At 65.0% G+C, this 26,646-nt stretch carries 23 protein-coding genes, 1 tRNA gene and 2 pseudogenes; 12 read left to right on the top strand and 14 right to left on the bottom strand.

The window, feature by feature from the left end; all coding sequences use genetic code 11:
- Nucleotides 1-99 precede the first annotated feature (99 nt).
- The 5 genes from QSJ18_RS07750 to QSJ18_RS07770 are packed head-to-tail and all read left to right on the top strand — an operon-like array spanning nucleotide 100 to nucleotide 3,156.
- The gene (locus QSJ18_RS07750; protein ID WP_286325759.1) at nucleotides 100-414 is read left to right on the top strand and encodes a WXG100 family type VII secretion target; all 315 of its coding nucleotides are present in this window, start codon (nucleotides 100-102) and stop codon (nucleotides 412-414) included.
- Complete coding sequence (locus tag QSJ18_RS07755; RefSeq protein ID WP_286325760.1) at nucleotides 411-1,715, top strand: phage head morphogenesis protein; 1,305 nt, start codon at nucleotides 411-413, stop codon at nucleotides 1,713-1,715. The genes QSJ18_RS07750 and QSJ18_RS07755 overlap by 4 nt, the downstream gene beginning before the upstream one ends.
- On the top strand, nucleotides 1,703-2,248 hold the full coding sequence (locus QSJ18_RS07760; protein ID WP_286325761.1) for a hypothetical protein: 546 nt from the start codon (nucleotides 1,703-1,705) through the stop codon (nucleotides 2,246-2,248). The genes QSJ18_RS07755 and QSJ18_RS07760 overlap by 13 nt, the downstream gene beginning before the upstream one ends.
- Before the next feature lie 10 nt (nucleotides 2,249-2,258).
- The gene (locus QSJ18_RS07765) at nucleotides 2,259-2,549 is read left to right on the top strand and encodes a hypothetical protein (protein WP_286325762.1); all 291 of its coding nucleotides are present in this window, start codon (nucleotides 2,259-2,261) and stop codon (nucleotides 2,547-2,549) included.
- Nucleotides 2,542-3,156, top strand: a complete 615-nt coding sequence (locus tag QSJ18_RS07770; protein WP_286325763.1) for an HD domain-containing protein — start codon at nucleotides 2,542-2,544, stop codon at nucleotides 3,154-3,156. The genes QSJ18_RS07765 and QSJ18_RS07770 overlap by 8 nt, the downstream gene beginning before the upstream one ends.
- Here QSJ18_RS07770 and QSJ18_RS07775 read toward each other — a convergent pair.
- Together QSJ18_RS07775 and QSJ18_RS07780 are read right to left on the bottom strand one after the other, a co-directional pair.
- Nucleotides 3,140-3,433 (bottom strand): DUF4190 domain-containing protein, encoded by a 294-nt coding sequence (locus QSJ18_RS07775; protein ID WP_286325764.1) that lies wholly within the window; start codon nucleotides 3,431-3,433, stop codon nucleotides 3,140-3,142. The two genes, QSJ18_RS07770 and QSJ18_RS07775, sit on opposite strands and share 17 nt — an antisense overlap.
- A gap of 949 nt (nucleotides 3,434-4,382) precedes the next feature.
- Nucleotides 4,383-4,559: a hypothetical protein gene (locus QSJ18_RS07780; RefSeq protein WP_286325766.1), complete on the bottom strand. Its 177-nt coding sequence runs from the start codon at nucleotides 4,557-4,559 to the stop codon at nucleotides 4,383-4,385.
- A gap of 124 nt (nucleotides 4,560-4,683) precedes the next feature.
- Here QSJ18_RS07780 and QSJ18_RS07785 point away from each other — a divergent pair, with 124 nt between their 5' ends.
- Together QSJ18_RS07785 and QSJ18_RS07790 are read left to right on the top strand one after the other, a co-directional pair.
- Nucleotides 4,684-5,205 carry a peptidylprolyl isomerase gene (locus QSJ18_RS07785; protein WP_286325767.1) on the top strand — a complete coding sequence of 174 codons (522 nt, stop codon included), beginning with the start codon at nucleotides 4,684-4,686 and terminating at the stop codon, nucleotides 5,203-5,205.
- A 134-nt stretch (nucleotides 5,206-5,339) separates the two neighbouring features.
- Nucleotides 5,340-6,101 carry a rhomboid family intramembrane serine protease gene (locus tag QSJ18_RS07790; RefSeq protein WP_462476014.1) on the top strand — a complete coding sequence of 254 codons (762 nt, stop codon included), beginning with the start codon at nucleotides 5,340-5,342 and terminating at the stop codon, nucleotides 6,099-6,101.
- Nucleotides 6,102-6,139: 38 nt separating this feature from the next.
- Here the strand turns inward: QSJ18_RS07790 and QSJ18_RS07795 are convergent, their stop codons facing one another.
- Both QSJ18_RS07795 and crgA read right to left on the bottom strand, forming a co-directional pair.
- On the bottom strand, nucleotides 6,140-6,616 hold the full coding sequence (locus tag QSJ18_RS07795) for a PH domain-containing protein (protein WP_286325769.1): 477 nt from the start codon (nucleotides 6,614-6,616) through the stop codon (nucleotides 6,140-6,142).
- Between the two features lie 114 nt (nucleotides 6,617-6,730).
- Nucleotides 6,731-7,021 (bottom strand): cell division protein CrgA, encoded by a 291-nt coding sequence (gene crgA, locus QSJ18_RS07800; protein WP_286325770.1) that lies wholly within the window; start codon nucleotides 7,019-7,021, stop codon nucleotides 6,731-6,733.
- Between the two features lie 224 nt (nucleotides 7,022-7,245).
- Between crgA and QSJ18_RS07805 the strand changes: the two genes are divergently transcribed.
- The gene (locus tag QSJ18_RS07805) at nucleotides 7,246-7,896 is read left to right on the top strand and encodes an aminodeoxychorismate/anthranilate synthase component II (RefSeq protein WP_286325771.1); all 651 of its coding nucleotides are present in this window, start codon (nucleotides 7,246-7,248) and stop codon (nucleotides 7,894-7,896) included.
- A gap of 28 nt (nucleotides 7,897-7,924) precedes the next feature.
- On the opposite strand, the gene pknB is transcribed toward QSJ18_RS07805, so the two are convergent.
- The 7 genes from pknB to QSJ18_RS07840 form a co-directional block, all read right to left on the bottom strand.
- Entirely contained in the window at nucleotides 7,925-9,835 is a 1,911-nt protein-coding gene (pknB, locus tag QSJ18_RS07810) for a Stk1 family PASTA domain-containing Ser/Thr kinase (protein ID WP_286325772.1), read from the bottom strand.
- Nucleotides 9,835-11,190, bottom strand: a complete 1,356-nt coding sequence (locus tag QSJ18_RS07815) for a protein kinase domain-containing protein (RefSeq protein ID WP_286325773.1) — start codon at nucleotides 11,188-11,190, stop codon at nucleotides 9,835-9,837. Before QSJ18_RS07815 ends, pknB begins: the two co-directional genes overlap by 1 nt.
- A complete protein-coding gene (locus QSJ18_RS07820; RefSeq protein ID WP_286325775.1) occupies nucleotides 11,187-12,677 on the bottom strand; it encodes a penicillin-binding transpeptidase domain-containing protein in 1,491 nt (496 codons plus the stop codon). The genes QSJ18_RS07815 and QSJ18_RS07820 overlap by 4 nt, the downstream gene beginning before the upstream one ends.
- Nucleotides 12,674-14,104, bottom strand: a complete 1,431-nt coding sequence (locus QSJ18_RS07825) for an FtsW/RodA/SpoVE family cell cycle protein (RefSeq protein ID WP_286325777.1) — start codon at nucleotides 14,102-14,104, stop codon at nucleotides 12,674-12,676. Before QSJ18_RS07825 ends, QSJ18_RS07820 begins: the two co-directional genes overlap by 4 nt.
- Complete coding sequence (locus QSJ18_RS07830) at nucleotides 14,104-15,564, bottom strand: PP2C family protein-serine/threonine phosphatase (protein WP_286325778.1); 1,461 nt, start codon at nucleotides 15,562-15,564, stop codon at nucleotides 14,104-14,106. Before QSJ18_RS07830 ends, QSJ18_RS07825 begins: the two co-directional genes overlap by 1 nt.
- Nucleotides 15,561-16,025 (bottom strand): FHA domain-containing protein FhaB/FipA, encoded by a 465-nt coding sequence (locus tag QSJ18_RS07835; protein ID WP_286325779.1) that lies wholly within the window; start codon nucleotides 16,023-16,025, stop codon nucleotides 15,561-15,563. The genes QSJ18_RS07830 and QSJ18_RS07835 overlap by 4 nt, the downstream gene beginning before the upstream one ends.
- A 190-nt stretch (nucleotides 16,026-16,215) precedes the next feature.
- Nucleotides 16,216-17,502, bottom strand: coding sequence for a DUF3662 and FHA domain-containing protein (locus tag QSJ18_RS07840; protein WP_286325780.1), 1,287 nt, complete (start codon nucleotides 17,500-17,502; stop codon nucleotides 16,216-16,218).
- Nucleotides 17,503-17,833: 331 nt separating this feature from the next.
- Between QSJ18_RS07840 and QSJ18_RS07845 the strand changes: the two genes are divergently transcribed.
- Nucleotides 17,834-17,916, top strand: a tRNA-Leu gene (locus tag QSJ18_RS07845).
- A gap of 131 nt (nucleotides 17,917-18,047) precedes the next feature.
- Here QSJ18_RS07845 and QSJ18_RS07850 read toward each other — a convergent pair.
- Nucleotides 18,048-18,368: pseudogene (locus QSJ18_RS07850) on the bottom strand (transposase); the annotation flags it as partial.
- Between the two features lie 46 nt (nucleotides 18,369-18,414).
- Between QSJ18_RS07850 and QSJ18_RS07855 the strand changes: the two are divergent.
- From QSJ18_RS07855 to QSJ18_RS07865, 3 genes and pseudogenes are all read left to right on the top strand, one after another.
- A pseudogene (locus tag QSJ18_RS07855) lies at nucleotides 18,415-18,672 on the top strand (IS30 family transposase); the annotation flags it as partial.
- 272 nt (nucleotides 18,673-18,944) lie between these two features.
- A complete protein-coding gene (locus QSJ18_RS07860) occupies nucleotides 18,945-19,619 on the top strand; it encodes a hypothetical protein (RefSeq protein WP_286325781.1) in 675 nt (224 codons plus the stop codon).
- On the top strand, nucleotides 19,585-20,004 hold the full coding sequence (locus tag QSJ18_RS07865; protein WP_286325783.1) for a PIN-like domain-containing protein: 420 nt from the start codon (nucleotides 19,585-19,587) through the stop codon (nucleotides 20,002-20,004). The genes QSJ18_RS07860 and QSJ18_RS07865 overlap by 35 nt, the downstream gene beginning before the upstream one ends.
- A 106-nt stretch (nucleotides 20,005-20,110) precedes the next feature.
- On the opposite strand, the gene QSJ18_RS07870 is transcribed toward QSJ18_RS07865, so the two are convergent.
- The gene (locus QSJ18_RS07870; RefSeq protein WP_286325784.1) at nucleotides 20,111-20,992 is read right to left on the bottom strand and encodes an Abi family protein; all 882 of its coding nucleotides are present in this window, start codon (nucleotides 20,990-20,992) and stop codon (nucleotides 20,111-20,113) included.
- Nucleotides 20,993-21,206: 214 nt separating this feature from the next.
- Complete coding sequence (locus tag QSJ18_RS07875) at nucleotides 21,207-26,084, bottom strand: DEAD/DEAH box helicase (RefSeq protein WP_286325785.1); 4,878 nt, start codon at nucleotides 26,082-26,084, stop codon at nucleotides 21,207-21,209.
- Nucleotides 26,085-26,646: the final 562 nt, after the last annotated feature.

A 26,646-nucleotide genomic window follows, 5' to 3' on the forward strand; every position in this document is an offset into this window, starting at 1 on the left:
TCCGAAGCCGACTAATCCGGCAAGAGTGTTGTGCCGCTGCCTCATTGACCTATCGTCAGCCACTGGTATCCGACGAAGGGGGAGGCGATGGGGGAGGCGATGGGAGATCACCTGAAAGTCGACCTGGGGGAGCTCAGGTACGGCGGACATCAACTCAACACGTGGATGGTCGACGCCACCGAGACCTTCGCCGGCGGCCATGCGCAGATCGAGGCGGCATCGGCGGGTTGGTCGGGTCGGTCGGCCAGAGCGTTGAGCGAGCGCCTGGCGTCCATGCGTCAATCGGCCCAGGGCGTCTGCGATCGGCTCGATGACCATTCGACGAGCTTTCATACCTGCGCGAATCGCTTCGAGGCATACGACCGCCCGCTGGGCCACCACGGTGACCCCAGCACAGATCAGCGCGATCTGTGATCGGACTCGATGACATCGATCGCTGGAACGTCGCCGACATCGAGGCGGTTTTCCACGTGTGCGTGGATCAGAGCAATCACTGCGCGGATCAATCGGCAAACCTGAAGAATCTCAACACCTTCGAAACCTGGGATGGGGACTCGGCCGCAGCGGCCAGACGATCACTGGGCCGAACCCGGGTCGATCTCGACGCACACGGCGCATTGGCGGAACGGATCGGCACCGCAGCGCGGGCCGCCGCCGCCAAAATCCAGGCGATCAAGGCTGCGCTCGCGCAAGTCCGCGCGGATGCGACAGCCAAGAAGTTCGCGATCGACGACGACGGGACGGTCCGGTCGATCCTGCAGACCGTGATGACCGTCGAGGACAGCCAGAAGCGCGAAGGTCAGCGGATCGCCCTGCAACTTCGGGTCAACCAGATCCTGGAGAATGCCGAGGCCGCCGACGATGAACTGGCTGCGGCGATCGAGGGTGCCGACGGCGAGATCCCGATCGATCGGATTCCGATCACCGGATTCATACCCGGGCTCGAGGAGGTCTACGGCCTCGGCACCTTGGGGATGCCGGAGTATCCGCCGGCTTCGTTGACCGATGTCGAAGCCCGCAACTATTACCTGGAGGGCGAACGGCGTCTCAAGCTGTTCAACCAGTCGCTCGCGAACAGTGACCTGTCGATGGAGGAGCGGGCCCGCATCGGCTGCGAGTTGCGTAACGAGTTGCGTACGCAGGCGCGCGAACTGATGTCCGACCGCGCAGCGGCCGAGGGTCTCTACCGCACCGACCCCAACAAGACCTTCGACGAGCTCATCCAGGACAAGATGAATCGCAAGGGTCTCACCAGGGAACAGGCAATCGAAGATGTCGTGCGCTCGTCGTCGACGAGTCGGGGCAGTGTCAATGCCGGGCTCGGCGTCGATCCCGAACGGCCGGTACTACCCGACCCGGAGGAGATCAGGGCGAGAGCCGGGCCGAGCCTGTCACCGGCCGATCTCGGTGACGCCGGTGCCGGCCTGGGCCGCACCGCACTCAAGATCGCCGGGAAGGCGGCATTGCCGCTGGCGGTCGGCTACGAGGTCTACGACGGTGTCGATCAGGTCCGGGCCGGAACCGAGAGCGTCCCGGAGGCCGTCGGCAGTGGAACGGGTGCCGTCGCGGGTATGGTCGCCGGTGCCGAGTACGGTGCCATGGCAGGTGCATTCGGTGGTCCGGTCGGGGTGGCGGCAGGTGCGCTCATAGGTGGCCTCGCCGGCGGAGTGATCGGCGGAAGCGTCGGGAAGACGATCGGAGGATGGTTCGATTGACCGAGATCGACACGATTTACCGGCGACTGGACCGGATGGCCGTTGCGCAGGCCAGGGTCGTCGATCGGCGCACGATTCCGGGGACTGTCACCGTCGAGATCGACGGGAACCAGTGGCGGCGTGAGGAGTCCGGCGCTGACCTGGGCTACCTCGATCTGTATGTGCGCAACGAGCCGACCGGCACCTTCCACGACAACGTCTTCGTCGCGATGACCCGATTCGTCGTCGATGCGACCGTGGAGGTCAATGGGCTCTTCGACGACGTATTCGCTTCCGCCCGTGCTCTTCCCGACTGGATGGAGCAGCGGGCGGATCGGGCGCCGGTGAGTGAGCGAACCGAGGGCGCCGCCCTGCAATCAGGGTGTTACCGCGATCGCGACCACGGCTGGCTGTACACCGTCACCCGTTACGTCGCCTATCAGCGCGGTAACGTCGCCTACCTGCTGCAGATGAGCGCGACCACCGCATCGCAGCGTTCACCTGATTGGGCGGCACTGACCCGCATCGTGCAATCCGTCCGATTCGACGACTGAGGGGGCAGGCATGGTGTTTCGAGCGGCGCAGGTGGCAGATCTGGAGGCGGCCTTGGCCTCACCGATCGATTTCGTCGCCGATCCCGACGACGACGGCTGGTTCCACGGCGTCATCGGTGCGGCCGAGTACTTTGTGCGGCTGGGGAATTTCCCCGACGAACACCTGTACTCCCTCTACCTCGGTCATGGACGGTGGATGGATTTCACTGCACTACCGGACAATTGGACGGTGACCCACTCGCCGACCGGCCCGCCCGACACGGCCCGGGCCCGGCTGCCCAAGGGCGAATTCCATGTCTGACCCGATCGAGACGTGCCGCTACCTGGACGACGTTCGACGGGGTCGGCTCGTCAGCCGCTGGAACGAGGAACAGCGGCGGTACCACACCATCGACCATCTCCGGTACATGCTGCTGAGACTGGACGAATTAGCTTCGGCCGGAATCGTTTTCGACGACGAACCGGTGGTGCTGGCCACCTGGTATCACGACGCGGTCTACGACATCCCGGGTCCGGACAACGAACGACGATCGGCCCAACTCGCGGCCGCGGAACTGGCCGGGCGAAAGTGTGTCGACGAGGTCGTGCGACTCGTCGAGCTGACCGCGACGCACCACGTGGGCGCCGACGATCCCAACGGTGCCGCCCTCTGCGACGCCGATCTCGCCGTGCTGGCTGCCGAACCGGCCGACTACCAGGCCTATGCCCGTGCTGTTCGCGAGGAGTATCTGGCGGTACCCGACGACCTGTACTGCGCCGGTCGGGCGGATGTCCTCGGCCGACTTCTCAATCAGCCCAACCTCTTTCACACCAAGGTCGGCATCGCGCGATGGGAGGATCGGGCGCGGGACAACCTCGCGGGCGAAATCGCCCGGCTGTCGGCGGGGGACCTCAGCTTCCGCTCTTGATCCACCAGTAGACGATGAGTCCGATGACGATCACCGCGAGATAGAGGAACCCGACGATCAGGGCGGCGACCGCGAGGACGTCACCTTCTTCGTTCCGACGCCGGATGTCGGCCCGCGCCTTGAAGGCCAAGCCGATACCGACCGGGAACAGGCAGCCGACGACCGAGCAGATCAGTGCCCAGATCGCCATCCGGTTGGTCCGGGGTTGTGCGGACGTGACGGTCGGGGATCGATCTCCGGGTCGGGGGCGCCGAGCGGCGATGTCGGGCTGACTCACGGGAACCTCCTCGTCGGCGTCGTCATAAGGGTCGTAATCGGGATCGTAGTCAGGGTCGGACGAAACAGGTTCGGCGACAGCGGAATACGCGAGTGGCTTCTCCGCAACGCGATCCTGGCCGGGTTCGCGCCGCCGAGGTGGCGCGGGGTCGGCCATCGGCTCGAAATCGTCCGGGCCGTCGGCGAAGAACGGCTCCGGACGACCGGACGCGTCGGCTGCGTGGGGCTCGGAAACCCGACGTGTCGGTGCGGCTCCGGGTGCCGGTCGGGCGTCGGAGGGTTCTGGCCGAGGCTGTCGGGGTTCGCCAGGTCGGGGACCGGGTGCGGGGGCCGGGCCGGGTCGCGGTCCGGCCGCCATCGGGCCACCGGGACCCGGACCACCTGCCGATCCGGGTGGCCCGCCCGGTCGCGGACCGGGAGGACCCGCCGGAGGACGAGCACCGGGCGGTACCGGACCTGGACCGCCGGGACGCTGCGGCACACCACCGGGACGCGGACCCGACGTCGGGACGCGTGGACCGGCCGGCGGGGGCCCCGATCGAGCGGGGGGACGCGGGTCGGGCCCCGGGTCGGGCCGCGGCGCGCTGCCACGCCGCTCACCGCCACCGGAATCACCACCGGTAGGAGCCGGACCCCACGTGCCCGCGACCGCCGGTCCGAGAACGGACGGGCCGGAGCTACCGGGCCGACTCTCCGCCGGCGTCGACTGGCGCTCGAAGGATCCCGTGTTGCCGGGAATCGGATTGGGTGAGGTGTTGGGGGCCTTCGGGGCGCGCTCCCAGGGAGGCGGGCCACCGGCCGCTGGGCCCTCGCCCGACGAATCGGTGGGTCCCCGGTCACCGGAGCTGGGTCCGGTGGTCAGGTCCTGTGGGCGCTCGTCGTCGGAGGTCACCATTACAAATTACCCGTGCAGTCACGACAAGGGCGCAGGCGCCGTCGTTCCGGCCAGGTCAGGACGCCCGGGACTGCGTCGTAGCCGATGAGCCGGCCGAGATCTCCTCGATGCGCGGCACCGTCGCCGAAACGGGCGGTGTCTCACGCCGGCTGCGGCGGGCGAAGAGGGCTCCACCGGCTGCGGCGACCGCGATTGCGGCACCGATGATCGCGAACAGAAACTTCGTGGGCATGGCCTCCAGAGTGCCAGCCGCCGGTACGTGATGCCAGCTCGCAGACCTGCGATGACAAACGATCGGCGCCGAGGTGCGGCGATGCCCTGTCTCGACCCCCGCATCGGATGGTTGGATGGAGACCATGAGTACCCCGAAAACCACCGCGACCCTGAAGACCAATCGCGGAGACATCGTCGTCGAACTGTTCCCGAATCACGCTCCCAAGACCGTGGCCAACTTCGTCGGCCTGGCCGACGGCAGCAAGGACTACAGCCAGAAGAACGCCGCGGGCACCGACACCGGCCCCTTCTACGACGGCTCGGTCTTCCACCGCGTCATCGAGGGCTTCATGATCCAGGGCGGCGACCCGACCGGCACCGGTCGCGGCGGCCCCGGCTACCAGTTCGCCGACGAGTTCCACCCGGAACTGCAGTTCGACCGTCCCTACCTGCTCGCGATGGCCAACGCCGGCCCGGGCACCAACGGATCCCAGTTCTTCATCACCGTCGGCCCGACCCCGCACCTGAACCGACGCCACACCATCTTCGGTGAGGTCACCGACGCCGCGTCCCAGGCCGTCGTCGACGCGATCGCCACCACCTCCACCGACCGCGCCGATCGTCCGGTCGACGAGGTCGTCATCGAGAAGGTCGAAGTCAACTGACAACCGAACCGCACACCGCCTATCGGGCGGTGTGCTACCGGCATTCCGACCGCCCCACCGGCCTGTCCTGCAGCCGGTGTGGGCGGCCGGCGTGTCCGGAATGCCTCCACCCGGCGGCGGTGGGGCAGCACTGTGTGGATTGCCTGCGTGCCGACGGGGTACAGCGATCCCCGGCCAACCTGCGACCGAGTATCACCACGCTCGCGGCGCGCACGCCGATCGTCACCTACGCGCTGATCGCCATCAACCTGGCCATCTTCGCGCTCTGCGTCGCCCAGGCCGGGCTCAGTGAACCCGGTGACGCACCGCTGTTCATCGACGGCGACCTGGTGCGCGGGATCGTCGGCGACGGCGAGTACTGGCGCCTCCTGACCGCCGGATTCCTGCACTTCTCCGTGATGCATGTCGCGGTCAACATGATCTCGCTCTACATCATCGGCCGCGACCTCGAACGAGTCCTCGGTCCATGGCGGTACATCGCCGTCTACCTGATCGCGCTGTTCGGCGGCAGCGCGGCCGTGATGCTCTTCGAAGACGACAATGTCCGCACCGCCGGTGCGTCCGGTGCCATCTACGGCCTGATGGGTGCGTTGCTGGTCTTCCTGATCAAGGCCAAGGCGTCGCTGACGCCGGTGCTGGCCGTGATCGGATTCAACGTCGTGCTGTCGATCTCGCTACCCGGGGTCTCGCTGATGGCCCACCTCGGTGGCCTGCTGTTCGGTATCGCCGCGACCGCCGCGGTGCTCTACCTACCCGAGATGATTCCGGCGGAGAAGCGCACCGCCGCCGCAGCGGCCCGGATCGGCTGGGTCGGGCTCGCCGCGCTGCTGGTCGTCGCGCTCGCACTGGGCGTCGGAGCGGGCATGTTCTACGACGGCCCGATGATCCTGCGCTGACCATCCCCGATCGGTCGGTCTCGCTCGTGTGATCCCGCTCAGTCGCGGACGTCCTCGACGACGAATCCCGCCCGGCGGAGCTCGTCGACGACATCGATCAGATCGGCACCGAGATCCCACCGGCCGAAGACGGTCAGGTGGGTGTCGGCGTCGGACGACTGGCCGTCGACCGTGGTCTCGATCTCCAGCTGTCCCACCCGACGCCCGATCCGGCGCATCGAGAGCAGCCGGATGCGGGCGACCTGCGCGCGATCATGGGTGCGGGTGCCGGTGATCGTGCGGACGGTCAGTCGGGGTGGGTTGCTGTCCACCACCAGGCGGGGCCGGATCGCGAGGGCATAGCCCCCGACTCCCAGCAGCAGTACCCCGGCGACCGCCATCATCACCGCCCCCGCACGGTCGGGTGCGGCCAACCATGCCGCCACCAGCAGCACTACGCCGCCACCGCACACTGCGGTGGCGGCCGGAATGGGCGTCGCCCACCTGTTCACAGCGTCACCAACAGAGTTATCCACAGGCTTTACTCACAGTGGGGACTACTTACACACATGTAATTTCCACAGTGGGGATGAATTACACACATGTGATTCGTTTCTGTGGATAACCCGTCGGTCGGGGATAAGTGCAGGTCAACGCCACCGCATGGTCATCAGCAGGCCGGCGACCATGAACGAGAAGCCGATGAGGAAGTTCCAGGCGCTGAGGTTGTACATCCAGTGCAGCGGCTCGCCCTCGGCGCCATAGGTGCTCTCGGTGGCAGCCAGGTAGTAGACGATCAGCCATGCCAGGCCGAAGATCATCAGGCCGAGCATGACGCCGACATAGATGCTGCTGGACGGGCCGGCCTTGACCTTGACCGGCGTGCGGCTGGCCGGGTTGATCGTGTAGTCGGTCTTCTTCCGGACTTTTGACTTCGGCATGGCTTCCTCTGTTGTGGTGCACCGCCGTGGCGGTCATTCCTTCGCGCAGTACAGGCCGTGATGCACCCGGGTCGGATGCGGGCCGTCGTGCTATGTGCGCAGACGCTGTCACTACGGTATCTCACCAGGTCGCCGGTGTCGGAACCCCTGGCACAGCCACCTGCCGGAAGGCCCGCCGCGAAATCGATGCGAGTCGTTGCGGCCGTCGGCGGTATCTTGTCGAGGTGACGCGCATCCTGGTGATCGACAACTACGACAGCTTCGTCTACAACCTGGTCCAGTACCTGGGCCAGCTCGGGGTCGAGGCAGTGGTGTGGCGCAACGACGACCCCCAGGTCGCCGACGACCGGTTGCGCGAGTCGGTCGCCGACTTCGACGGCGTGCTGCTCAGCCCCGGACCGGGCACGCCCCAGCGAGCGGGCGCGACGATGCCGATGGTGCAGGTCGCCGCCGCCGACCGCATTCCGTTGCTGGGCGTCTGCCTGGGCCACCAGGCCATCGGAGCCGGCTTCGGGGGCACCGTCGACCGCGCACCGGAGTTGCTGCACGGCAAGACGTCCCTGGTCGAACACGACGGCATCGGCGTGCTCGAGGGGCTGCCGAACCCGTTCACCGCGACGCGCTATCACTCACTGACGGTCGTACCCGAGACCATCCCCGATGAACTCGTCGTCACCGGGCGGACCGAATCGGGCATCGTGATGGCCATGCAGCACCGCGAACTGCCGATCCATGGCGTGCAGTTCCATCCGGAGAGCGTCCTCACCCAGGGCGGTCACCGCATGCTGGCCAACTGGCTACGCATCTGCGGTGTCGACGTCGCCGAAGATCGGGTCGTCGCTCTCGAGAACGAGATGGCCTCCGCGATCGGCTGACCCCGGCAGTCCGCCGGGGCCCCGACACTCAGTTCGGCAGGATGCTGGTCTGGCCGACGACGATGGTGATGGATCCGTTCTTCCGCACCTTCGAACCCGCACTCGGCTGCTGCCCGATGACCTTCCCGTCGTCGGGGCTACCCAATCCGACGTTGCGGGTCGTCCGCGTCAGGGTCGAGCGCTGCCACCCGGCCGACTCCAGTTCGGTGGCGGCCTGCGCGGGCGTCAGGCCCCGCAGATTCGGCATCACGAACATGTTGCCGCGCGAGATAGCGAGTTCGACGGTGCTGCCCTCTTCGGCCTGCGCCCCGTCGGTCGGCGTCGACCGGACGACCTGACCGGCGGGCAGGTCGGAATCGACCGCCGTCGTGCTCACCTTCAGCTTGATCTGGTCGAGCTGGACCCGTGCCTGATCCTCGGTCAGACCCACCAGGTTGGGGATCGTCACCAGCCGGGGGCCGGAGCCGATGCGAATCTCGACGACCCCGTTCACCGGTGCCTCCACACCGATCATCGGCGCCGTCTCGACGACCCTGTCCTTCAGCTCGGTCGTCGAATCGACTTGCGTCACTTTGTGATTGGTGAATCCGAGGCGGTCGAGTTCGGCGACCGCCTCGGCTTCGGTCTTGCCGCGGATGTCGGGGATCTTCACCTTCGGCGGACCCGACGACACGTAGAGGGTGATCTCCGATCCGTCCGCGGCGGTGACGTTGTCGCCACCAGGGGTGGTGTGGGTGGCGCGGCCCTGCTCGACGGTCAGACTCGGTTCCGCGATCACCTTGACGCTGAATCCCGCCTTCTCCAGCGCGGACTGCGCGTCCTGCTCCGATTGACCGGTGACGGTCGGCACCGCAACCTGCCGGGCGTCCTCGGAACTCCACGGCGCCCAGAACAGGACTAGGGCGACGACCAGCAACAGGACTGCGGCGAGGGCCCCGACGATCAGCGGGGTGGATCGCCGACGGATCGGGGTGAGGTCGTCGGCCTCGCCGGTGGCCGGATCCCGATCACCGCCGTCGAGGCGCAGCGCGCGGCGTGGACCGCTGTCGAGGAATTCGGTGCGCTCCTCGTCGGAGAGCAACAGCGGGGCCGACGGTTTGCCGCCGGCGAGCACCTTGATCAGATCCGAACGCAGATCCGCCGCCGACTGGTAGCGGTTCTCCTTGTTCTTGCTCATCGCCTTGAGGACGACCGAATCCAGTTCCCGCGGGATGGCGGGGTTGATCTCCGACGGCCACGGCGGATCTTCGTGCACATGCTGATGAGCCACCGCGACGGGCGAATCACCGGTGAACGGCGGCTCCCCGGTGAGCAGCTCGAACAGCACACAGCCCATCGAATAGATGTCACTGCGCGGGTCGACCTTGATGCCCCGGGCCTGCTCGGGTGACAGGTACTGGGCGGTGCCCATGACCGCCGACGTCTGGGTCATCGTCGCGCTGGTGTCGCTCATCGCGCGCGCGATACCGAAGTCCATCACCTTGACCGCACCGGACTTGTCGATCATCACGTTCGCGGGCTTCATGTCCCGGTGGACGATCCCGTTGCGGTGGGAGAAGTCCATCGCGGCAGCCACGTCGGCCATCCACGTCATCGCCTGCCGCGGTGCGATCGGGCCGTTGGCGCGCAGGATGTCGCGCAGGGTGTCGCCCTCGACGTACTCCATCACGATGAACGGCAGCCGGCCGTCCTCGGTCTCGGATTCGCCGGTGTCGAAGACCTGGACGATCGTCGGGTGGTTGAGTTTGGCCGCATTCTGCGCCTCGCGACGGAAACGCAGATAGAAGGACGGGTCACGCGCGAGGTCGGCGCGCAGCACCTTGACCGCGACGTCGCGGTGCAACAACAGGTCGCGGGCGTAGTGAACCTCGGACATACCGCCGAAGCCGAGCGTTTCGCCCAGTTCGTAGCGGTCGGAGAGATGGTGTGGGGTCGACATCATGGGATGCTCGGCAACGTGAACCACGGGGGTGCGGTGGACGCGCCCGTGTCGGTCTGCGGGGTGGTCGTCTCGGACTGCGGTTCGCTGCTCGGCGGTTCCGGTTCGCTGGACTCCGTGGTGGTCGTGGTGGTGGTCGGCCGCCGCGTGGTGGTCGTGGTGGTCGTCTCCTCCGTGGTTTGCGGCGGTGCGACGGTCGTCGTCTGGGTTTCGGTGATCGTCGTCGACGTCGGGGGTGCGGGGGTGTCCGCGGAACCCGAATCGCGGCCGAGCAGCCCGTACGCGGCGAGACCGATGGCACCGGCGAGCAGTGCGCCCGCGATCCCGGCCAGCACCTTCTGCCCGGTCGTCCAACCCCCGTCGTCGGGCTCGTGGGGTTGCGTCGGCGGTGGCGTGGTGGGACGCGAGGTCTGCCCCGAGGTCACCACGCGGGTGGCTGCGGTACGCCCGGCGACACCTGCTCCGACGGCCGCACCGGCGGCAGCGGCAGCACCGGCGGTACCCGGACGTGGGGGACGTCGGCCCGCCCGGACCGCGGCGACCGCATCGGCGAACTCGCCGCCGTTGGCGTAACGCTGCTGCGGCTCCTTGGCCAGCGTGATCTCGATCAGTTCGCGCACTCCCGCAGGCAGATTGCCCGGCAGCGGGGGCGGTGTTTCACGAATATGTTTCATCGCCACGGTGATCGCACCGTCGCCGAGGAAGGGTCGGCGGCCCGATAGCGCCTCGTACCCGACGACGCCGAGCGAGTAGACGTCCGACGCAGCGGTCGCCTCACCGCCGGTGGCCTGCTCCGGGGAGATGTACTGGGCGGTGCCCATCACCATGCCGGTCTGGGTGACCGGTGCCGAATCGACGGCCTTGGCGATACCGAAGTCGGTGATCTTCACCTGGCCGGTCGGGGTGATCAGGATGTTGCCGGGTTTGACGTCGCGATGCACCAGACCCTGGCTGTGTGCGGCCTGCAACGCGCGACCGGTCTGCTCGAGCATGTCCAGGGTGTTGGTCAGCGACAGCTTGCCCAGACGGGAGATGACAGCGTTCAGCGGCTCACCGTCGACGAGTTCCATGACCAGGTAGGCCAGCGCCTCGCCACCCTGCCGGTCGGGGGTCTCGCCGTAGTCGAAGACGTTGGCGATGCCGGGGTTGTTGAGCATCGCGGTCGTCTGCGCCTCGGCACGGAACCGGGCGATGAACTCGGGGTCGTTGGTGTACTCGGCCTTGAGGACCTTGACCGCGACCCGACGATTGAGTCGGGTGTCGAGCGCTTCCCACACCTGACCCATGCCGCCGGTGGCGATCAGGCGCATGAGCCGGTAGCGATCGGCGATGATCGTGCCGTTCTGCAAGGTCATCGTCCTCCACCTCCAACCAGTGCGTTGATCACTTTCCGTCCGATCGGCGCGGCGACCGTGCCACCCACCGAATCCGAACCGTACTGCCCGTTCTCGACGACCACCGCCACCGCGATCTCCGCATTCGACGACGGCCCGAACGCGATGTACCAGGACAGCGGCGTGCCGGTGGCGCTGCCGGTTTCGGCGGTGCCGGTCTTCGAGGCGATCGACACCGGACCCCCGCTACCGTAGGTCTCTTGCTCGGACAGGATCATCATCCTCTTCAGTGTCTCTGCCTGGTCGGCGCTGATCGGCTGATTGACCGTCGACGGCGTGGTCGTGCTCAGGGTCCGCAAGTCCGCCGCCTGTAGCTTATCGACCAGATAGGGCCGCATCCGAACTCCGCCGTTGGCCACGGTCGCCGCGATGGTCGCGGCCATCATCGGGGTCAGCTTGACGTCACGCTGGCCGATCGACGCCTGGGCGAGTTTGTCGGGTGAACTGACGTCGCCGATAGTCGATTCGTCCACGGTCATCGGGATGTCCGGGCCGGGCTGATCGATCCCGAACAGCCGCGCGGTCTCGGTGAACACTGAGGACGCATCCTTCATCTTCGTGGTGACCAGGTCGGCGAATGCGGTGTTGCACGAGTACTTGAACGCGGTCTCCAATGAGACGGTTCCGCCTGACGAACCGGGGCAGGTCTCGCCCCCGTAGTTCGGCAGCTGCGTGGTCGTGTCGGGCAGCGTGATCGACGACGCCGCGGTCAGCCGGATATCGGGGGAGATGCCGTCGCGCAGGGCGGCAGCGGAGGTGATCACCTTGAACGTCGAGCCGGGCGGGTAGAGCGTGTTGATCGACCGGTTGCGCAGCGGATCACGCGGATTCGACGACAGCCGTTCGTAATTCGCCTGCTGGACTTCGGCGTCGTGGGTGGACAGCAGATTCGGGTCATAGCTCGGCGTCGAGGCCATCGCGAGGATCTTGCCGGTGTTGGGCTGCAATGCGACCACCGCGCCGCGGCACGGCCCGTCGCACGGCCCGTTGATCAGCGCGTTGTAGGCCGCCGTCTGCAGCTTGGGGTCGATGGTGGTGACGACGTTGCCGCCCCGCGGATCCCGACCGGACAGCAGATCCATGAACCGTTGACCGAAGAGCCGATCGTCGGAGCCGTTGAGGATGGCGTTCTCGGCCTCTTCGAGCTGCGTGTTCAGGTAGATGTACGAGAAGCGTCCGGTGATCGGCGCGAACGCCACCGCCGTCTCCCGCGGATACTCGCGCTGGAACTTGAACCGGCCGCCGGTGGCGACGGAACGTGCGATGACAGTGCCGCCCGCGGTGATGAGACCGCGCTGTCGGGAGAACTCGTCGAAGAGGACGCGCGAGTTGCGGCTGTCGGTGCGCAGCGCGTCGGCCTTGAACACCTGCACATAGGTGGCGTTGGCCAGCAGCGCGACGATCATCACCATGACCGCGACCGCGACCCGTCGGATCGGTGTGTTCATATCCGCGGCACCGCCTTCGTCGGCATCGTGTCCACCGAGCGGGTCGCGCCGCGTCGGCGACTCGGATCGGGTTCACGCGCCGCGTTGGAGATGCGGATGAGTAACGCCAGCAGAATGTAGTTGGCCAGCAGCGACGAACCGCCGTAGGACACGAACGGCGTGGTCAGACCTGTCAGCGGGATGAGTTTGGTGACACCGCCGACGACGACGAAAACCTGCATCGCCAGGGTGAACGACAATCCGGTGGCCAGCAGTTTGCCGAAGCTGTCGCGGACCGCGATGCCGGTGCGCAGACCGCGGATGACGAGCACCAGGAATAGCACCAGGACCGCGGCCAGCCCGGCCAGGCCGAGTTCCTCGCCGATCGTGGCGATGATGAAGTCGGTGTTGGCGAACGGCACGGTATTGGGCCGGCCGGAGCCGAGGCCGGTACCGAACAGTCCGCCCGTGGCGAGGCCGAACAGGCTCTGACCGATTTGGTAGCCGTCGCCGTAGAAGTCGGCGAAGGGATCGCGCCACACCGACACACGCAGTTGCAGGTGGCTGAACAGCGAGTAGGCGAGGACCGCGCCGAAGGCGAACAGGGTGACGCCGATGATCAACCAGCCGACGCGTTCGGTCGCGACGTAGAGCATCGTCAGCATCGTCGAGAAGATGAGCAGCGAGGTACCCAGGTCGGATTCGAAGGCGAGCACGCCGATGGCGATCGCCCACGCGGCCAGCAGCGGTCCGAGGTCGCGGCCGCGCGGCAGGTCCATGCCCAGGAAGTGCCTGCCCGCGGTGGTGAACAGGTCTCGTTTCGATACCAGGAAGGCGGCCGTGAAGATGATGATCAGGATCTTGGAGAATTCGCCGGGCTGGATATTGAACAGCGGGGTCCGGATCCAGATCTTCGACCCGTTGATCGTCGACCATCCGGCGGGCAGGATCGCCGGGATCGCCAGGAAGATCAGACCGCCCAGACCGAGGGTGTAGGCGTAACGCGACAACGTCCGGTGATCTCGGATCAGGATCAGGACCGCGGCGAACGCGACGATCCCCAGCGTCGCCCACAGCAGCTGCTGGTCGGCGTCGTGGCTGATCTCCACCGAGCCGGGTGCGACGCCGTCGCCGGTACCCAGGTCGAGCCGGTGGATGAGCACCAACCCGAGGCCGTTGAGGACCGCGACGATCGGCAGGAACACCGGATCGGCGTGCGGCGCGTAGCGGCGGATCACGACGTGCGCGAAGCCGAACAGGGCGACGTACGCGCCGATGTACTTGAGCAGATCGACGGAGAATCCCTGGTCCTGGGCGGCCTGGACGATGAGCAGGGCGACGGTCACCAACCCGATGGCGAAGGTCAGCAGGAGCAATTCGACATTGCGTCCCGACTGCTCATCCGGTTGGCGCGGAGGTGCATGTGGTGCGGGCGCGGCTTGACTCATCAGACCTGCCGGCAGCTCGCGACGGTCGGCGACGATCCGTTACCCGGGTGGGTCGGATTGCCTTCCGACGGTGGTTGGCTGGTTTCGGAGCTGTTGCCCGACGTGCCCGGTCGGGGTGCCGGGGTGGCCGTCTGCTCGCGACCCTGGGTCGACGGTGTCGGTGTCGGTGACACGGTCGGGGCCGGATCGCATTGGAACGGCAGTTCGGTGCGTGCACGGTCCTCGGCGGTGGGCTGTTTGACGTTCCGGATGGACACCATCGAGACGTGTTCTTTGCCCTCCGGCGTCAGATCCGCGACCTGGAGTGCACGCGCGCAACGACTGTCGTAGTCGATGAAGGTGTAGCGCGGGGTGGGCGCCGTGGTGACGTCTTCCACGCACACCCGCTGGACCGGGGTGCTGATGCTGAAGAAGCCGAAGGATTCCGGCGATCCCTGGAAGACGACGACCTCGCCGTTGGATTCGGAGACGTAATAGTTGTTCTTCACGACGGCTCGAAACACCAGGAAGGCGGCCGCCAGGGCGATGATGATTGCGACGATGATGCCGACGATCACCCAGTTGCGCACCTTGGTGCTCTTGGGTGGGGCGGGTTCGGCGTCGAGGATGGCCGAGCGGACCGGTTCCGGTGGCGGTGGCCGCAACGCGGCGGCCCGGCCGGCGGCCGTCTTGGGGTCGGGGGTGTAGGTGTCCTCGTTGCCGTCGGCGGCGCCACCCATGATGGGACGTGACTGGCCGACCTCGTTCTCCACCACGTCGCCGATGACGACGGTGACATTGTCGGGGCCACCGCCGCGCAGGGCGAGTTCGATGAGCCGGTCGGCGCATTCCTGCGGGTTGGGGTAGGAACCGAGCGTTTCGGCCAGGGTGTCTTCGGTGACGACGTCGGACAGTCCGTCCGAGCACAGCAGGTAGCGGTCCCCGGCGCGGGCCTCACGCATGGTCAGTGTCGGCTCGACCTCGGTGCCGGTGAGGGCACGCATGATCAGTGACCGTTGCGGATGGGTGTGTGCCTGTTCGGGAGTGATGCGCCCTTCGTCGACGAGGGTCTGGACAAAGGTGTCGTCGCGGGTGATCTGGCTGATCTGTCCGTCGCGGAACATGTAGCCGCGGGAGTCGCCGACGTGGCACAGGCCGATGCGGCTTCCGGAGAACAGGATCGCGGTGAGCGTGGTGCCCATGCCGTCGAGTTCGGGGGCCGCTTCGACTTCGGCGGCGATCGCCTCGTTGCCGATGCGGGTGGCCTCTTCGAGGGCGCCGAGCAGGTCGTTGCCGGGTTCGTCGGCGTCGAGGACGCTCAGGGCTTCGATGACGAGCCTGCTGGCGACCTCACCGGCGGCGTGGCCGCCCATCCCGTCAGCGAGGGCGAGGAGCCGATGTCCGGCGAATGCCGAGTCCTCGTTGTTGGAGCGGACCAGGCCGCGGTCGCTTCGCGTGAAATAACGCAGGACAAGGGTCACGGGCGTAACTCGATCACGGTCTTGCCGATACGGATCGGCGTGTTGATCGGCGCTTTGATCGGTGTGGTCACCTTCGACCGATCGAGATAGGTGCCGTTGGTGGAGCCGAGGTCTTCGACGTACCAGTCGTCGCCGCGGCGGGTGAGGCGGGCGTGCCGCTCGGAGGCGTAGTCGTCGGTGAGGACGAGAGTGGAGTCGTCGGCCCGGCCGATGAGCACCGCCTGATTACCCAGGCTGATCCGGGTGTTGGCGAGTGCGCCGTGGGTGACGACCAGGTAGCGCGCGGAGCCGCGGACGCCGGGGCTGCGTCGACGCTTGTCGCCGCCTCCGGAGTAGCGCGGCAGACGCAGGCCACCGGCGGTGGAGATGTCGTTGCGCAGTGTGCGGATCACTGCGAAGACGAACAACCACAGCAGGATCAGGAACCCGAATCGGGTCAATTGCAGCACCAAGCCCTGCATGTCGTGTTCACCTCCAGCGCCTCACACATACGGTCCACTCGCTTCCGCCCCAGGCGCCAGTCGTGTCGCAGACCCGACTGAAATCTTATGGGCAGAAAACGCGGTGTCCGTCATTGGACATATGACAGTTCGGTATCAACCGTGACCGAAGCGCTATCTGGTGCGCTTCGGTCGGTGATGCCGGGTGCTGTCAGCGGAACCGGACGGTGATGTCGGAGTGGCCGAGGCGGATGCGATCGCCGTCGGCGAGCTCCCAGCTGTTGACCGCGACGTCGTTGACCGTGGTGCCGTTGGTCGAGTTGAGGTCGGTCAGCATGGCGGTCTGGCCGTCCCAGCGGATCTCGACGTGGCGACGGGAGACGCCGGTGTCGGGGAGCCGGAACTGGGCGTCCTGCCCACGGCCGATGACGTTGGAGCCCTCGTGCAGCTGGAAGGTGCGGTTGCTGCCGTCCTCGAGCATCAGGGTGATCGACGTCGGGGCGTAGCCGGCCGGTGCGCGGCCGTAACCCTGGTCGTAGCCGCCCTGCGGCTGACCGTAGGCGGGCTGCTGGCCGTAGCCCTGCTGGTCATAGCCGGCGGGCTGCTGGCCGTAGCCACCCTGGTCGTACTGCTGGCCGTAACCCTGCTGGTCGTAGCCACCCTGGCCCTGCTGGTAGCCCTGGTCGTAACCCTGCTGGCTGTAGCCCTGCTGGTCGTAACCTTGCTGGCTGTAACCCTGCTGGTCATAGCCGGCGGGCTGCTGGCCGTAGCCGCCTTGGTCGTACTGCTGGCCGTAGCCCTGCTGGTCGTAGCCACCCTGGCCCTGCTGGTAGCCCTGGTCGTAACCCTGCTGGCTGTAACCCTGCTGGTCGTAACCTTGCTGGCTGTAACCCTGCTGGTCATAGCCGCCTTGACCCTGCTGCTCGTAACCACCCTGCTGGTAGTCGTAGCCGCCCTGGTCGTAGCCACCCTGCTGGCCGTACGCGGGGTCTTGACCCCGGCGCTGGTCGTATCCGGGATTCTGCGTCATGTTCGGGGCTCCTACTTGTGCTGGTCGAGGGGCATTTGCCTGCTGCTGCGGACGGTGGTGACCGTTCGCTCCGGCCGGCGCCGGACGCGGCGCCGCGTCCGGGTTGACCGTGCCGTGCGCACGGAATATGCCCGTGTGCAACGACGATGACTGTTCGAACTCTACGACGACCTCGCCGTAGGTCTGCCATCCATTGTCTTTGATGAAGTTTCCCAAATGTTTGGAGAACGTCTTACGGTTCAGCTCATATTCGGCCGCGACGTGGTCATGATCGGATGGGCTGAACAGCAGCGTATAGCTGTTGGCCACGAGCAGAGTGCCGTCACCGAGGTTCTGTAGTGACTCCTCCGCTTCGCGCTGCAGCCCGATCTCGATCTCTTGCGGCGCGACAGCACCACCGAAAACGCGCGCGAAGCCGTCGTCAACGGCACCTTCGAGCTTGCGCTCGATTCGTTGCAGGATCCCCACCCGGTGACCTCCTTTCGCGGCTTAGAGCGTGTCGCCGTGCATCGGGCCTTGATTGATGATAGCGACAATGTGCAATCATCGTGCCATCAAGGCAACTGCTGTACCACCTGCATCAGCCGCAACAGTGTATTTGTTGGTTCGCAGGGTCAACGTCGGAGCTGTCGACGCGGGTTCCAGTTCATCCGTCCAGATGATGCGACGCCGGTCACGACCACCGTTTCAGCCGATTGTCCTGCGGGTTTCTTGTCCTCGCCGGCCGCGTGCTATCGTCTTCCAGTCCGTTGATCGAACCCAGATCAACGAACATGCCAGCCGAGAAATCGGCGGTCACGGGCGAGTGGCGGAATGGCAGACGCGCTGGCTTCAGGTGCCAGTGTCCTTCGGGACGTGGGGGTTCAAGTCCCCCTTCGCCCACAGTTGTGATGAGTCGCGACATCGTTGACAGACGATGTCGCGGCTTATTGCGTTTGTGGGGGTTCATCGGGTGTGGGTCGTTGTGGTGGTTGGTAGTCGCGGGTTCGGTTGAAGTACCCCAGGTTTAGTTCCTATGTGGTTGCGAGGGCCGGGACGGCCGGCTCGCAGGTAGCTGAGGCGCCGTTGAGGGTGGCCTCGAACTCTGTGGGTGGTTGATAGTCGAGCGCTTCATGAAGACGTTGTTGGTTGTACCACCAGACCCATTCGCAGGTGGCCAGCTCCACCTGCTCGACGGTGCGCCACGGCCGACGCTGCCTGATCAGCTCGGTCTTGTAGGACGCGTTGACGCTCTCGGCGAGGGCGTTGTCATAGGAGTCGCCGACAGTGCCGACCGACGGAATGACTCCCAACTCGATCAGCCGATCGGTATAGGTCAGCGACAGGTATTGGGTGGATTCAACCGGTCGACGCAACACCTTGATCTTGGAGGTGTGCGCGATGGTGACGGCGGACTGGAGCAAGAAGACGAGCGATGTCCCCGAGGGGGCTCGTCGGCAGTGGCGCGCTGATCGTGCGTTGCGGCCGGCGATACGTTCGCCCGGGCGGCCGCAGCCCTCACGGGCGGTGCAACGTCAGTTCTGGCGGTTGATCGCGACAGGGATGAGCACGGCGGAGGCATCTATCGCTGTCGGTGTGTCGGTGCCGGTGGGTTCGCGCTGGTTCCGCCACGCTGGCGGAATGACGCCACTGAGTCTGGAATCGTTGCTCATTCCCCAATGGTTCATCCGTTCGACCCCTTGCCATTGGGGTGCACCGTGGATCACCCTCACACCAGGCGGCCACCGGGGTCGACAGCCTAGATCCAGCCTCCCGCCCAACTCGTCTGCAAGCCAGTGGTGGGCGTGTACGCACGAACGATGAAACGTCACCGACCTGATGTCGTCCCAGTTCCCGCATTCGGCCGATAGAGTTACCGGCTAACGTCGTCGCTCCGGGATACAGACTCGCGACTATGCGGTAGGAGGTCCATGATGGCGGTGACCGCGGTTCGCGACATCCGCTTCACGTCGGCGATCTGCACTCCTGCCGAGGCGGCGACGCTGGCCGAGATGCCGACAGGCACCGTTCGATCCTGGACGCGAGCAGGAGCGAAGAGTAAGCCGATCGTCCACAGCGTCGATGCCGTCCGCAGTGGATGGCCGACACTCCCACTCGTGGGTGTCGTTGAGACCTGGTCGCTTCGTACGTTGCGGCGGTCGGGAGTACCGATGCAGAAGCTCCGCAGGGTGGCCGAGGGGCTGCAGTCCGAGTTCGATGACCCTTACGTTCTTGCACGCCCAGTGTTGTTCACTGACGGGATCGATCTATACCGCCGGGATCGTGGATATCTGTTCCGTGTCGAGGATGGACAGCAGCCTATCGAGGAGATCATCGCCGACTACCTTTCGCGGGTCGACCTTGATAATGACGATGACCCCACCGCCTTCCGAATACCCTTGACCGACGATGTGTCGTTGGTGATGGACCCGCGGTTCAATGCCGGCAGGCCATCACTCCCCAGCTCTCGTGTCGCAGCCTTCGCCGTACTCGGATCTCTGGAGGCCGGTGAACATACGCGAGACATCGCGGGCGACTACGGCATAAGCACGGAGGAGGTGAATGCGATCAATGAGCGCCGCCTCTGGATCTCGCGGTTCGCGTAATCGCCCCACCGTCCTGCTCGACAGGTGTGTGCCCGAAGGCATCGGTCGAGCCCTCAATCATTTCGACATCGACTACGTGACGCTTGCCGACGCGTACGGCGCAGATTGCGCCCAGAACATCGACGATGTCGACTGGATCAAAGACAGTGCCGGCCACGGATGGATCGCGCTCACGCAGAACTTCAAAATCCCGCGTGTGGCCCACGAAGCAGATGCGATCCGCGACAGTGGCGCCCGGGTGCTGTGCTACCACCGTGCGAATCTCACCAAGGAAGCCAAAGCGCTGATCCTCGGGCGCCACATGCTCGCCGTGCGTCGTGTCATCGACCACCCTGGGGCGGCGTTCTGGCGCATCTCCACCAGGAACATCTTGCGAGACATCTGATTCGGCATTCGGAAGCAACGACACGAACGTTCCGAAATAATCCAATCCAACCTCTGAGGCACCAAGCACTCCCAGACCGCAGGTGATCCCTCACTGGAGTAGTTTGTTATCGACGATGGTCCTGGGGGTTCTGTGGGTGCGACAGGCCTCTCCAAAAATCGGCGTGTTGCTTGTGGGCTTCCGCGAGCTTCGGAAGGATGCGCAATCCGGCCTTGCCGCGGTCGACGATGTCATCGAGCGAGGCGATGACGTCGAGTGCCGATCTGGGCCCGAACTGCCCAGCAATACGCTTGGCCTTGACTCGGACGTTGTTCGGGGTGGGCCCGGCATCGATGATCGAGTGGTTCCAGATTCGGCTGTGATGGGCGCAGCGGTTGCGCATGTAGACCAACGCCCGGACTCGGTACGCAAAACCAGCCTTGGCGACGCCGAGACTGGTTGCTACCGCGTCTGCCAGGGAGCCCTGGGCACCTCGTTCGATGCACTTCGACAGCGTCCCGAACGACCAGGCCTCGACGGCCGACCACACGGGTAGTTCGCCGAAGTCGGGCACTCGATCGCCGGGGACGGCATACCGCAGGATATGGCGTTCCCGGCTCCGCTCGATGTCTCGCAGGCAGGACTCGACCGTCGGTTCGGAGTTACTGGCATCCGAGTGGAACTCGGCCCGCAAGTAGTGCCCGCATGGCCCATGGTCGTTGGCGATGACGTGCGCCGTGTGGGTGCGAAGGAGCAGTTCGGCTGTTGTGAGCTGCTCGGTGAGTGCTGAGCGTAGAACTTGGTCGGCGTCGTAGAGCGCCCGGACCTGGCTGAGCGTGGTGCCGGGGACGAAGTTGTCGTCGCCATGATGCGGCGCAATCTGGAAGTACCTCATGTAGCCCGAGAACCGGTAGTAGTTGTGAACAGACAGGAACTCTGCGCATTCACGCTCATCGTCGATGCCGAGTCCGCGGCTGACAAGCAGGCTGACCTGCTCGTCCCACGACAACGACGGCTTCACTGCCTACCTCGGAAAGAAAAGGCCCCTCCCATTTGAGCATCGCTGAGAGGCTTGGGAGGGGGTCGATTGCCACCAACGTAGCACCGCCGTCCGACAGTTGCCAATCCTGCTGCGGACCGGAGGAGACGGCCATTCGACGGCGCGCCAGCTGAAACAGCCATGCTCGCCCTTGGCTCTGGACGCCGCGCAGACATTGGTGGCATCAAGGCAACCCGTCAACGATCTTCATCGTCTCGACGGCGACAGTGGTGACCTTGCGGATCAAGTCGACGATGTAGGTCGGGTCGTCGTGCTCGTCGCACCAGTCGTTGGGGTCGTTGACGATCTTCGAGTCCTTGTCGGTCTTGACCTGGTATCGCTCGATGATCCAGCCGAGAGCTGTCCGTGAGCCGAGGAGGTAGCGTTCGGCCTCCTCCGGGATTCCGGAGATGGTCACGCACGGGTTGTAGACGATTGTGGTGTGGTCAGTCTTGGAGCGCCACTTCATCTTCTGGACGCGCCAGGTGTCGGGATCATCCGGGTCATGGCCCTTCTTCACCGAAACATCCAGTGGGAAGGGGTCTGCATCTTCATAGTCGGCGTGCAGTTTCAGAAGTAGTCGGCCAGCCTCGACGTATGCATCGAACTCGGCACGAGAGTCCGGGGTTGGGATGCGGGGTAGCATCTTCTTGAGGTCGGCGGCATAGGTGACGCGGTACGTCGGCGAATGCAGGAGCCCGTAAACGAAGTAGAAGATGTCGTCCTTGCTGACGTCATCGCCGAGCTTCGACCTGTACAGGGACGCGATCTCGTCGGTGATGTTGTCGACGCGCTGGTAGCCCCACTCGTCCACCTCCGAACCGCCCGTCGAGAAGTCCAGTGTCCCGGCGTCTTGGTCTGGTTTGCGATAGGTGTAACGCGGGAAGAACTGAGCGGTGTAGGTGAAGAATGATAGGTCGGGCAGTTCTCGCGTGGCCGTCACCGCAAACGTCGTTCCGTCCCGGGGCGCAAGAACAAGTATCCCGATGTTGGTGTGGTGTGGTGTCGGAAAGATGGTAGGGAGCTGGTAGGCGCGCTCATTAAGTTTGCGGTCGAAGTAGACCCATCGCTTTTCGAACGGGCGGTAGGTTCCTAGTCGTAATGCGTCGCTGTGGAATTCGTAGGTGATGTTGCGTGCGAGGTCTAGTTTTGTGCTCGCGTTCCAGCTGATTTTCGTGGGGTCGTTGTCGATGAAGTCGTCCACGGCTCTGGCGCGTTCTTTGCGGTCGGTTGGCGGTTTAGTCTGCGCGAAATCGAAGACCTGCTGGTTGTAGAAGTCGATCATCCGCCGCATGTTGCCTTCGACCCCGGACTTCGATACGTTGTAGCACCACCAGTCACGGTTCGTCTTCAGGCCGCCGGAATAACTGGTGAAAATGCGAGGACCCGTCCCGTCTTTGTCGGCGATGGCGGGGTAGGTGCTGAAGGTGTCGTCGCGTTGGTTGATCCAGTCGCCTGCGGCGTTGGGGCTGATGATGTTCCAGTCGATGACAGGTAGCGGGTCGGTGTCGAGGATGCGGAGTTTGTCGTCGCGGGTCAGGTAGTCGCCGATGTCGCGGTAGTGGATAGTGGCGGGACCGGTATGGCTAGGGTCTTTGACGCCGACGAAGATCGCGATTGTCGTCCGTCCGCCGCTACCGAAGACGTTGCCCTTCTCCTTTTTGCGTAGCTCACCGGCAGTCCGAGCGTTTCCGCGGAGGTTGTAGACGTAAAGATCGCTGTAGTCGGCGGCGAGCGTTAGGCGCATGCCGTCGGCGGTGTTGCCGTCGATCCAGCCGCCGTTCGAGACGAAAGCGACGATGCCTTGGTCGCCTATCCGGTTGGTGGCCCAGCGGAATGCACGGATGTAGGAGTCGTAGAGGCTGTTCTTGTTGGTAGCGGTTGACCTTGCGGCATAGGTGGTCTCGATATGGCCGTCGAGGGTGGGGTATTTGATGTTGGCGTTGTTGTCGTTGGCGCTGTCCTGGCCCACGGAATATGGCGGGTTGCCGACGATCACGTTGATCTTGGTGCCGAGCTGTCGGGTGATGCGGTCGTTGTTCGCCGGGAACATCTCGGCATCCATGGTGTCGTCAGCTTCGCTGATCTGAAAGGTGTCGGCGAGAACGATGCCCGGAAACGGCTGGTAGTCAGCGGTGTCGGCCTTGCCCGCAAGCGCGTGGTACGTGGCTTCGATGTTGACCGCCGCGACGTAGTAGGCCAGCAGCATGATCTCGTTGGCGTGAAGCTCCTGAGTGTACTTGCGCGCCAGATCATGTGGAGTGACCAGTCCAGTCTGCATGAGTCTCGTGAGGAAAGTGCCGGTGCCGGTAAAGGGGTCAAGGATGTGAACGTTGTCGTCGGTCAGTCCTTTGCCGAAGTGCTCGCGGGAGACAGTGTCGGCGGCGTGCAGGATCCAGTCGACCACCTGGACCGGGGTGTAGACGATACCGAGTTGGGTTGCCTGCTTGGCGAATCCGATCTTGAAGAAGCGTTCGTAGAGGTCGGCGATGATGCGCTGCTTGCCTTCGGCGCTGGTGACCTGGGAGGCACGTAGGCGCACGGAGTCGTAGAAGCTGTCCAGGCTAGCCGTTTCAGATTCGAGACCGCTGTCGCCGAGGGTGTCGATCATGCGTTGCATGACAATCGATACGGGATTGTGGGATGCGAAGTAGTGTTCACTGAACAGTGCGTCGAAAACGGGTTTGGTGATCAGGTGCTGGGAGAGCATGCTGATCGCGGCTTCGGTGCTGATGCTGTCGTTGAGGTTGTCGCGCAGCCCGTCGACGAACTTGCTGAACTCGATCTCGATGTCCGGATCACCCTGGGCGAGAATTGCTTTGATGCGTGTTATCTGTGCGGATGAGATGTCGGCGACGTCGTGGGCCCAGTCTTCCCAGTAGGTGCGGGTGCCGACCTTATCGACGATGCGGGCGAAGATCGCCTGTCGCCACTGCGACAGCGAGAACAGCGCCAGCTGGGAGGTGAAGTCGGCATCGGCAGCAGCGGACTGAGAGTCGCCGGAGGGTCCGATTGTCTCGGTCTCGTCGGTCGCAGTGGGTCCGATGTGACCGCCCATCAGGGAGTCGGTGCCGGTGCCGAGCTTCTTGGTGTCGGTGGCGTTGAGGTTGATGGCGTTGACGTGGGCGTCGAATCGCTCGTCGTGGGATCGCAGCGCGTTGAGAACTTCCCAGACGACTTTGAATCTCTTGTTGTCCTGCAACGCTTCTGATGGACTCATCTCGGCAGGGACGGCCACCGGGAGGATGATGTAGCCGTAGTCCTTGCCTTCGGAGAGGCGCATGACTCGGCCGACGGCCTGGACGACGTCGACGATCGAGTTGCGTGGGTGGAGAAACAGCACGGCGTCGAGGGCGGGCACGTCGACGCCTTCGGACAGGCAGCGCGCGTTGGTGAGGATGCGACATTCGTTGTCCGAGAGCGGCGCGCTGACGCCTTTGAGCCAGTTGATCCGTGAGGTGCGTTCCAGGGCGTTGTAGGTGCCGTCGACGTGCTCGACGGTGCAGTAGAGGTCGGTGTTGTTGGTGGCGGGGTCGTCACCGTCCTCGTCGTCGAGGGTGTCGCGGTAGGCGTCGACCACCGCGGGGAACATGCTGGCAACAGATTTCGACGACGCAATGTCTCTGGCGAAGGCCACGGCACGACGCATCGGGTTCTCACCGGGGGAGAATGTGGAGCCGTCGATGGCCGCGCCGGCGCGTTTGGCTAGCCCGTTCCAGCAGCCGACAATGCGGGTGGCGTCGTCGAGGCTCAGTTCGTTGTCGGGGCCGGCGAGCTGTTCCTGCATCGGGCCCGCGACCAGTGACTGGTCGACAGTCAGGACCAGGACCTTGTAGTCGGTGAGCAGAAGTTTCTCGACGGCCTCGCCAAATCCGAGGTGGTGGAACTCGGGCCCGAAGAGCTCCTCGTTGTCCATGGACGCGACTTCGGCCGAGTGCTCCTCGGCCTTGTCCTTGAGCTTCTGGTCATAGATGCGTGGGGTAGCGGTGAGGTACAGGCGCCGGGCCGATTTGAGGAAGTCAGGGTCGTGAACTTTGACGAAGTTCGACTCATCGGCCCCGGTGAGGGTGACGCCGGTGGTGCGGTGCGCCTCGTCGCAGAGCACCAGATCAAAGTCGGGCAGACCGTTGGCTTGGGCGTCGGATACGACTGGCAGGGACTGGTATGTGGTGAACACAACCGTCAGGCCATCACTGTTGTCTGCACTAGTGAGAGCTGTGGTCAGCTTCTTCGGGTCGGTGGTGACCGGGATAGCCACGTCGTAGGCGCGAGAGTCCTCGGCAGCTCGGGAGACCTTCTGGTCGGAGCAGACGGCGAACGCGCGCACCGGCATCGTGGCTTGCGCTGTCCACTCTCGTAGTGTCTGGGACAACAGCGAGATCGATGGCACGCAGAACACGATCCTCGCTCGACCACCGTTCTCAGTGGCGGTACGCTCGGCGATCTGGAGTGCGGTAAAGGTCTTGCCGGTGCCGCAGGCCATGATCAGTTTGCCTCGATCATTGCCGGCGGCAAAGCCAACGAAGACCTTGTCGATCGCGATTTGCTGATGCTCTTTGGGCTTGTGTCGGGCGATTTGTTCGACGCCGACGGTGAAGGTGTCGTCTGCCCACTCAATCTGCCAGTCGATCGGGGATTCGGCCAGGACATCGAGTCCGATGCGCTGCACAGGTTTGGACTGGTCGTCCAAGGCGTCTTCGGCGTTCTTGCCCCATCGGTCGGTGGTGGAAATGATGATTCCGCGAGTGAACGGGGCTTTGCCGAGGGCGGTGAAGAAGCTGTCGATGTCTCCCTTCGACAGTTGGTGTTCAGGTTCATAGAACTTGCACTGGATCGCCGTCATTTCACCCGTCGCGCGGTCGCGGGCGACGAGGTCGATTCCTGTGTCCGGCTTGCCGTCGCGGCCGTCCCAGTCGATCCATCGGCACACAGTCTCGTAGCGCTGTGCGAGCATCGGGTCCAGTTCGAAGTAGCGGACCATCAGCTTCTCGAACTTCGTCCCGCGCTCCGAGTTCGACGGCGCTTGCCTGAACGCGTCAATGACTTCGTGGATCGACCCCACAGTTGCGGCTCCCTCGGCTCGGCGCTGACGAACCACATCTTGCCCTGCCGATTGGGGCGCGCCCAGTCCGACGCTCCGATCCGCGCCGATCGACCGAGCACTGGGGCAGCAGGGCAGGACCAAAGGCAACCCGTCAGGCCAGGGCTTACACCTCGCATCCGAGGTGGAGCTAGACGGTATCGAGCCCGAGTCCTTCAGTGTTCGGGGCCGCCGTACCGCGCAAGGTGCCATTCTGCGTGCGCCAACTGCCGACGGAGCGCGTCGACGGTATGACTGCGCTTCCCAATCGTTGCGATCGAATCCCGAATCGCTGCGACCTCACGAAGGAGGGCGCGCCGGTTGGAGGAGTAACTCTGCGCGCAGCTCCGCGAGCAAAACATGGGGCGGCGGCCAGCAGAGTGCTGAGGGTAGGTGCACGGCTCTGCGCAGTTCGGAGGGTAAGTCCCCTGGGGTGGTGGGGTTTCGGGGCTGAGGTGAGGCCGTCATGGAGCGTGTCGGTGTCCCTGTTGGGGTGGGCCATCGCGTAGGGGTCAATGAGTTACCGCCAAAGTGACTCACAGAA

Source organism: Gordonia heveisoli, assembly GCF_030315745.1.
Classification (GTDB): Bacteria; Actinomycetota; Actinomycetes; order Mycobacteriales; family Mycobacteriaceae; genus Gordonia.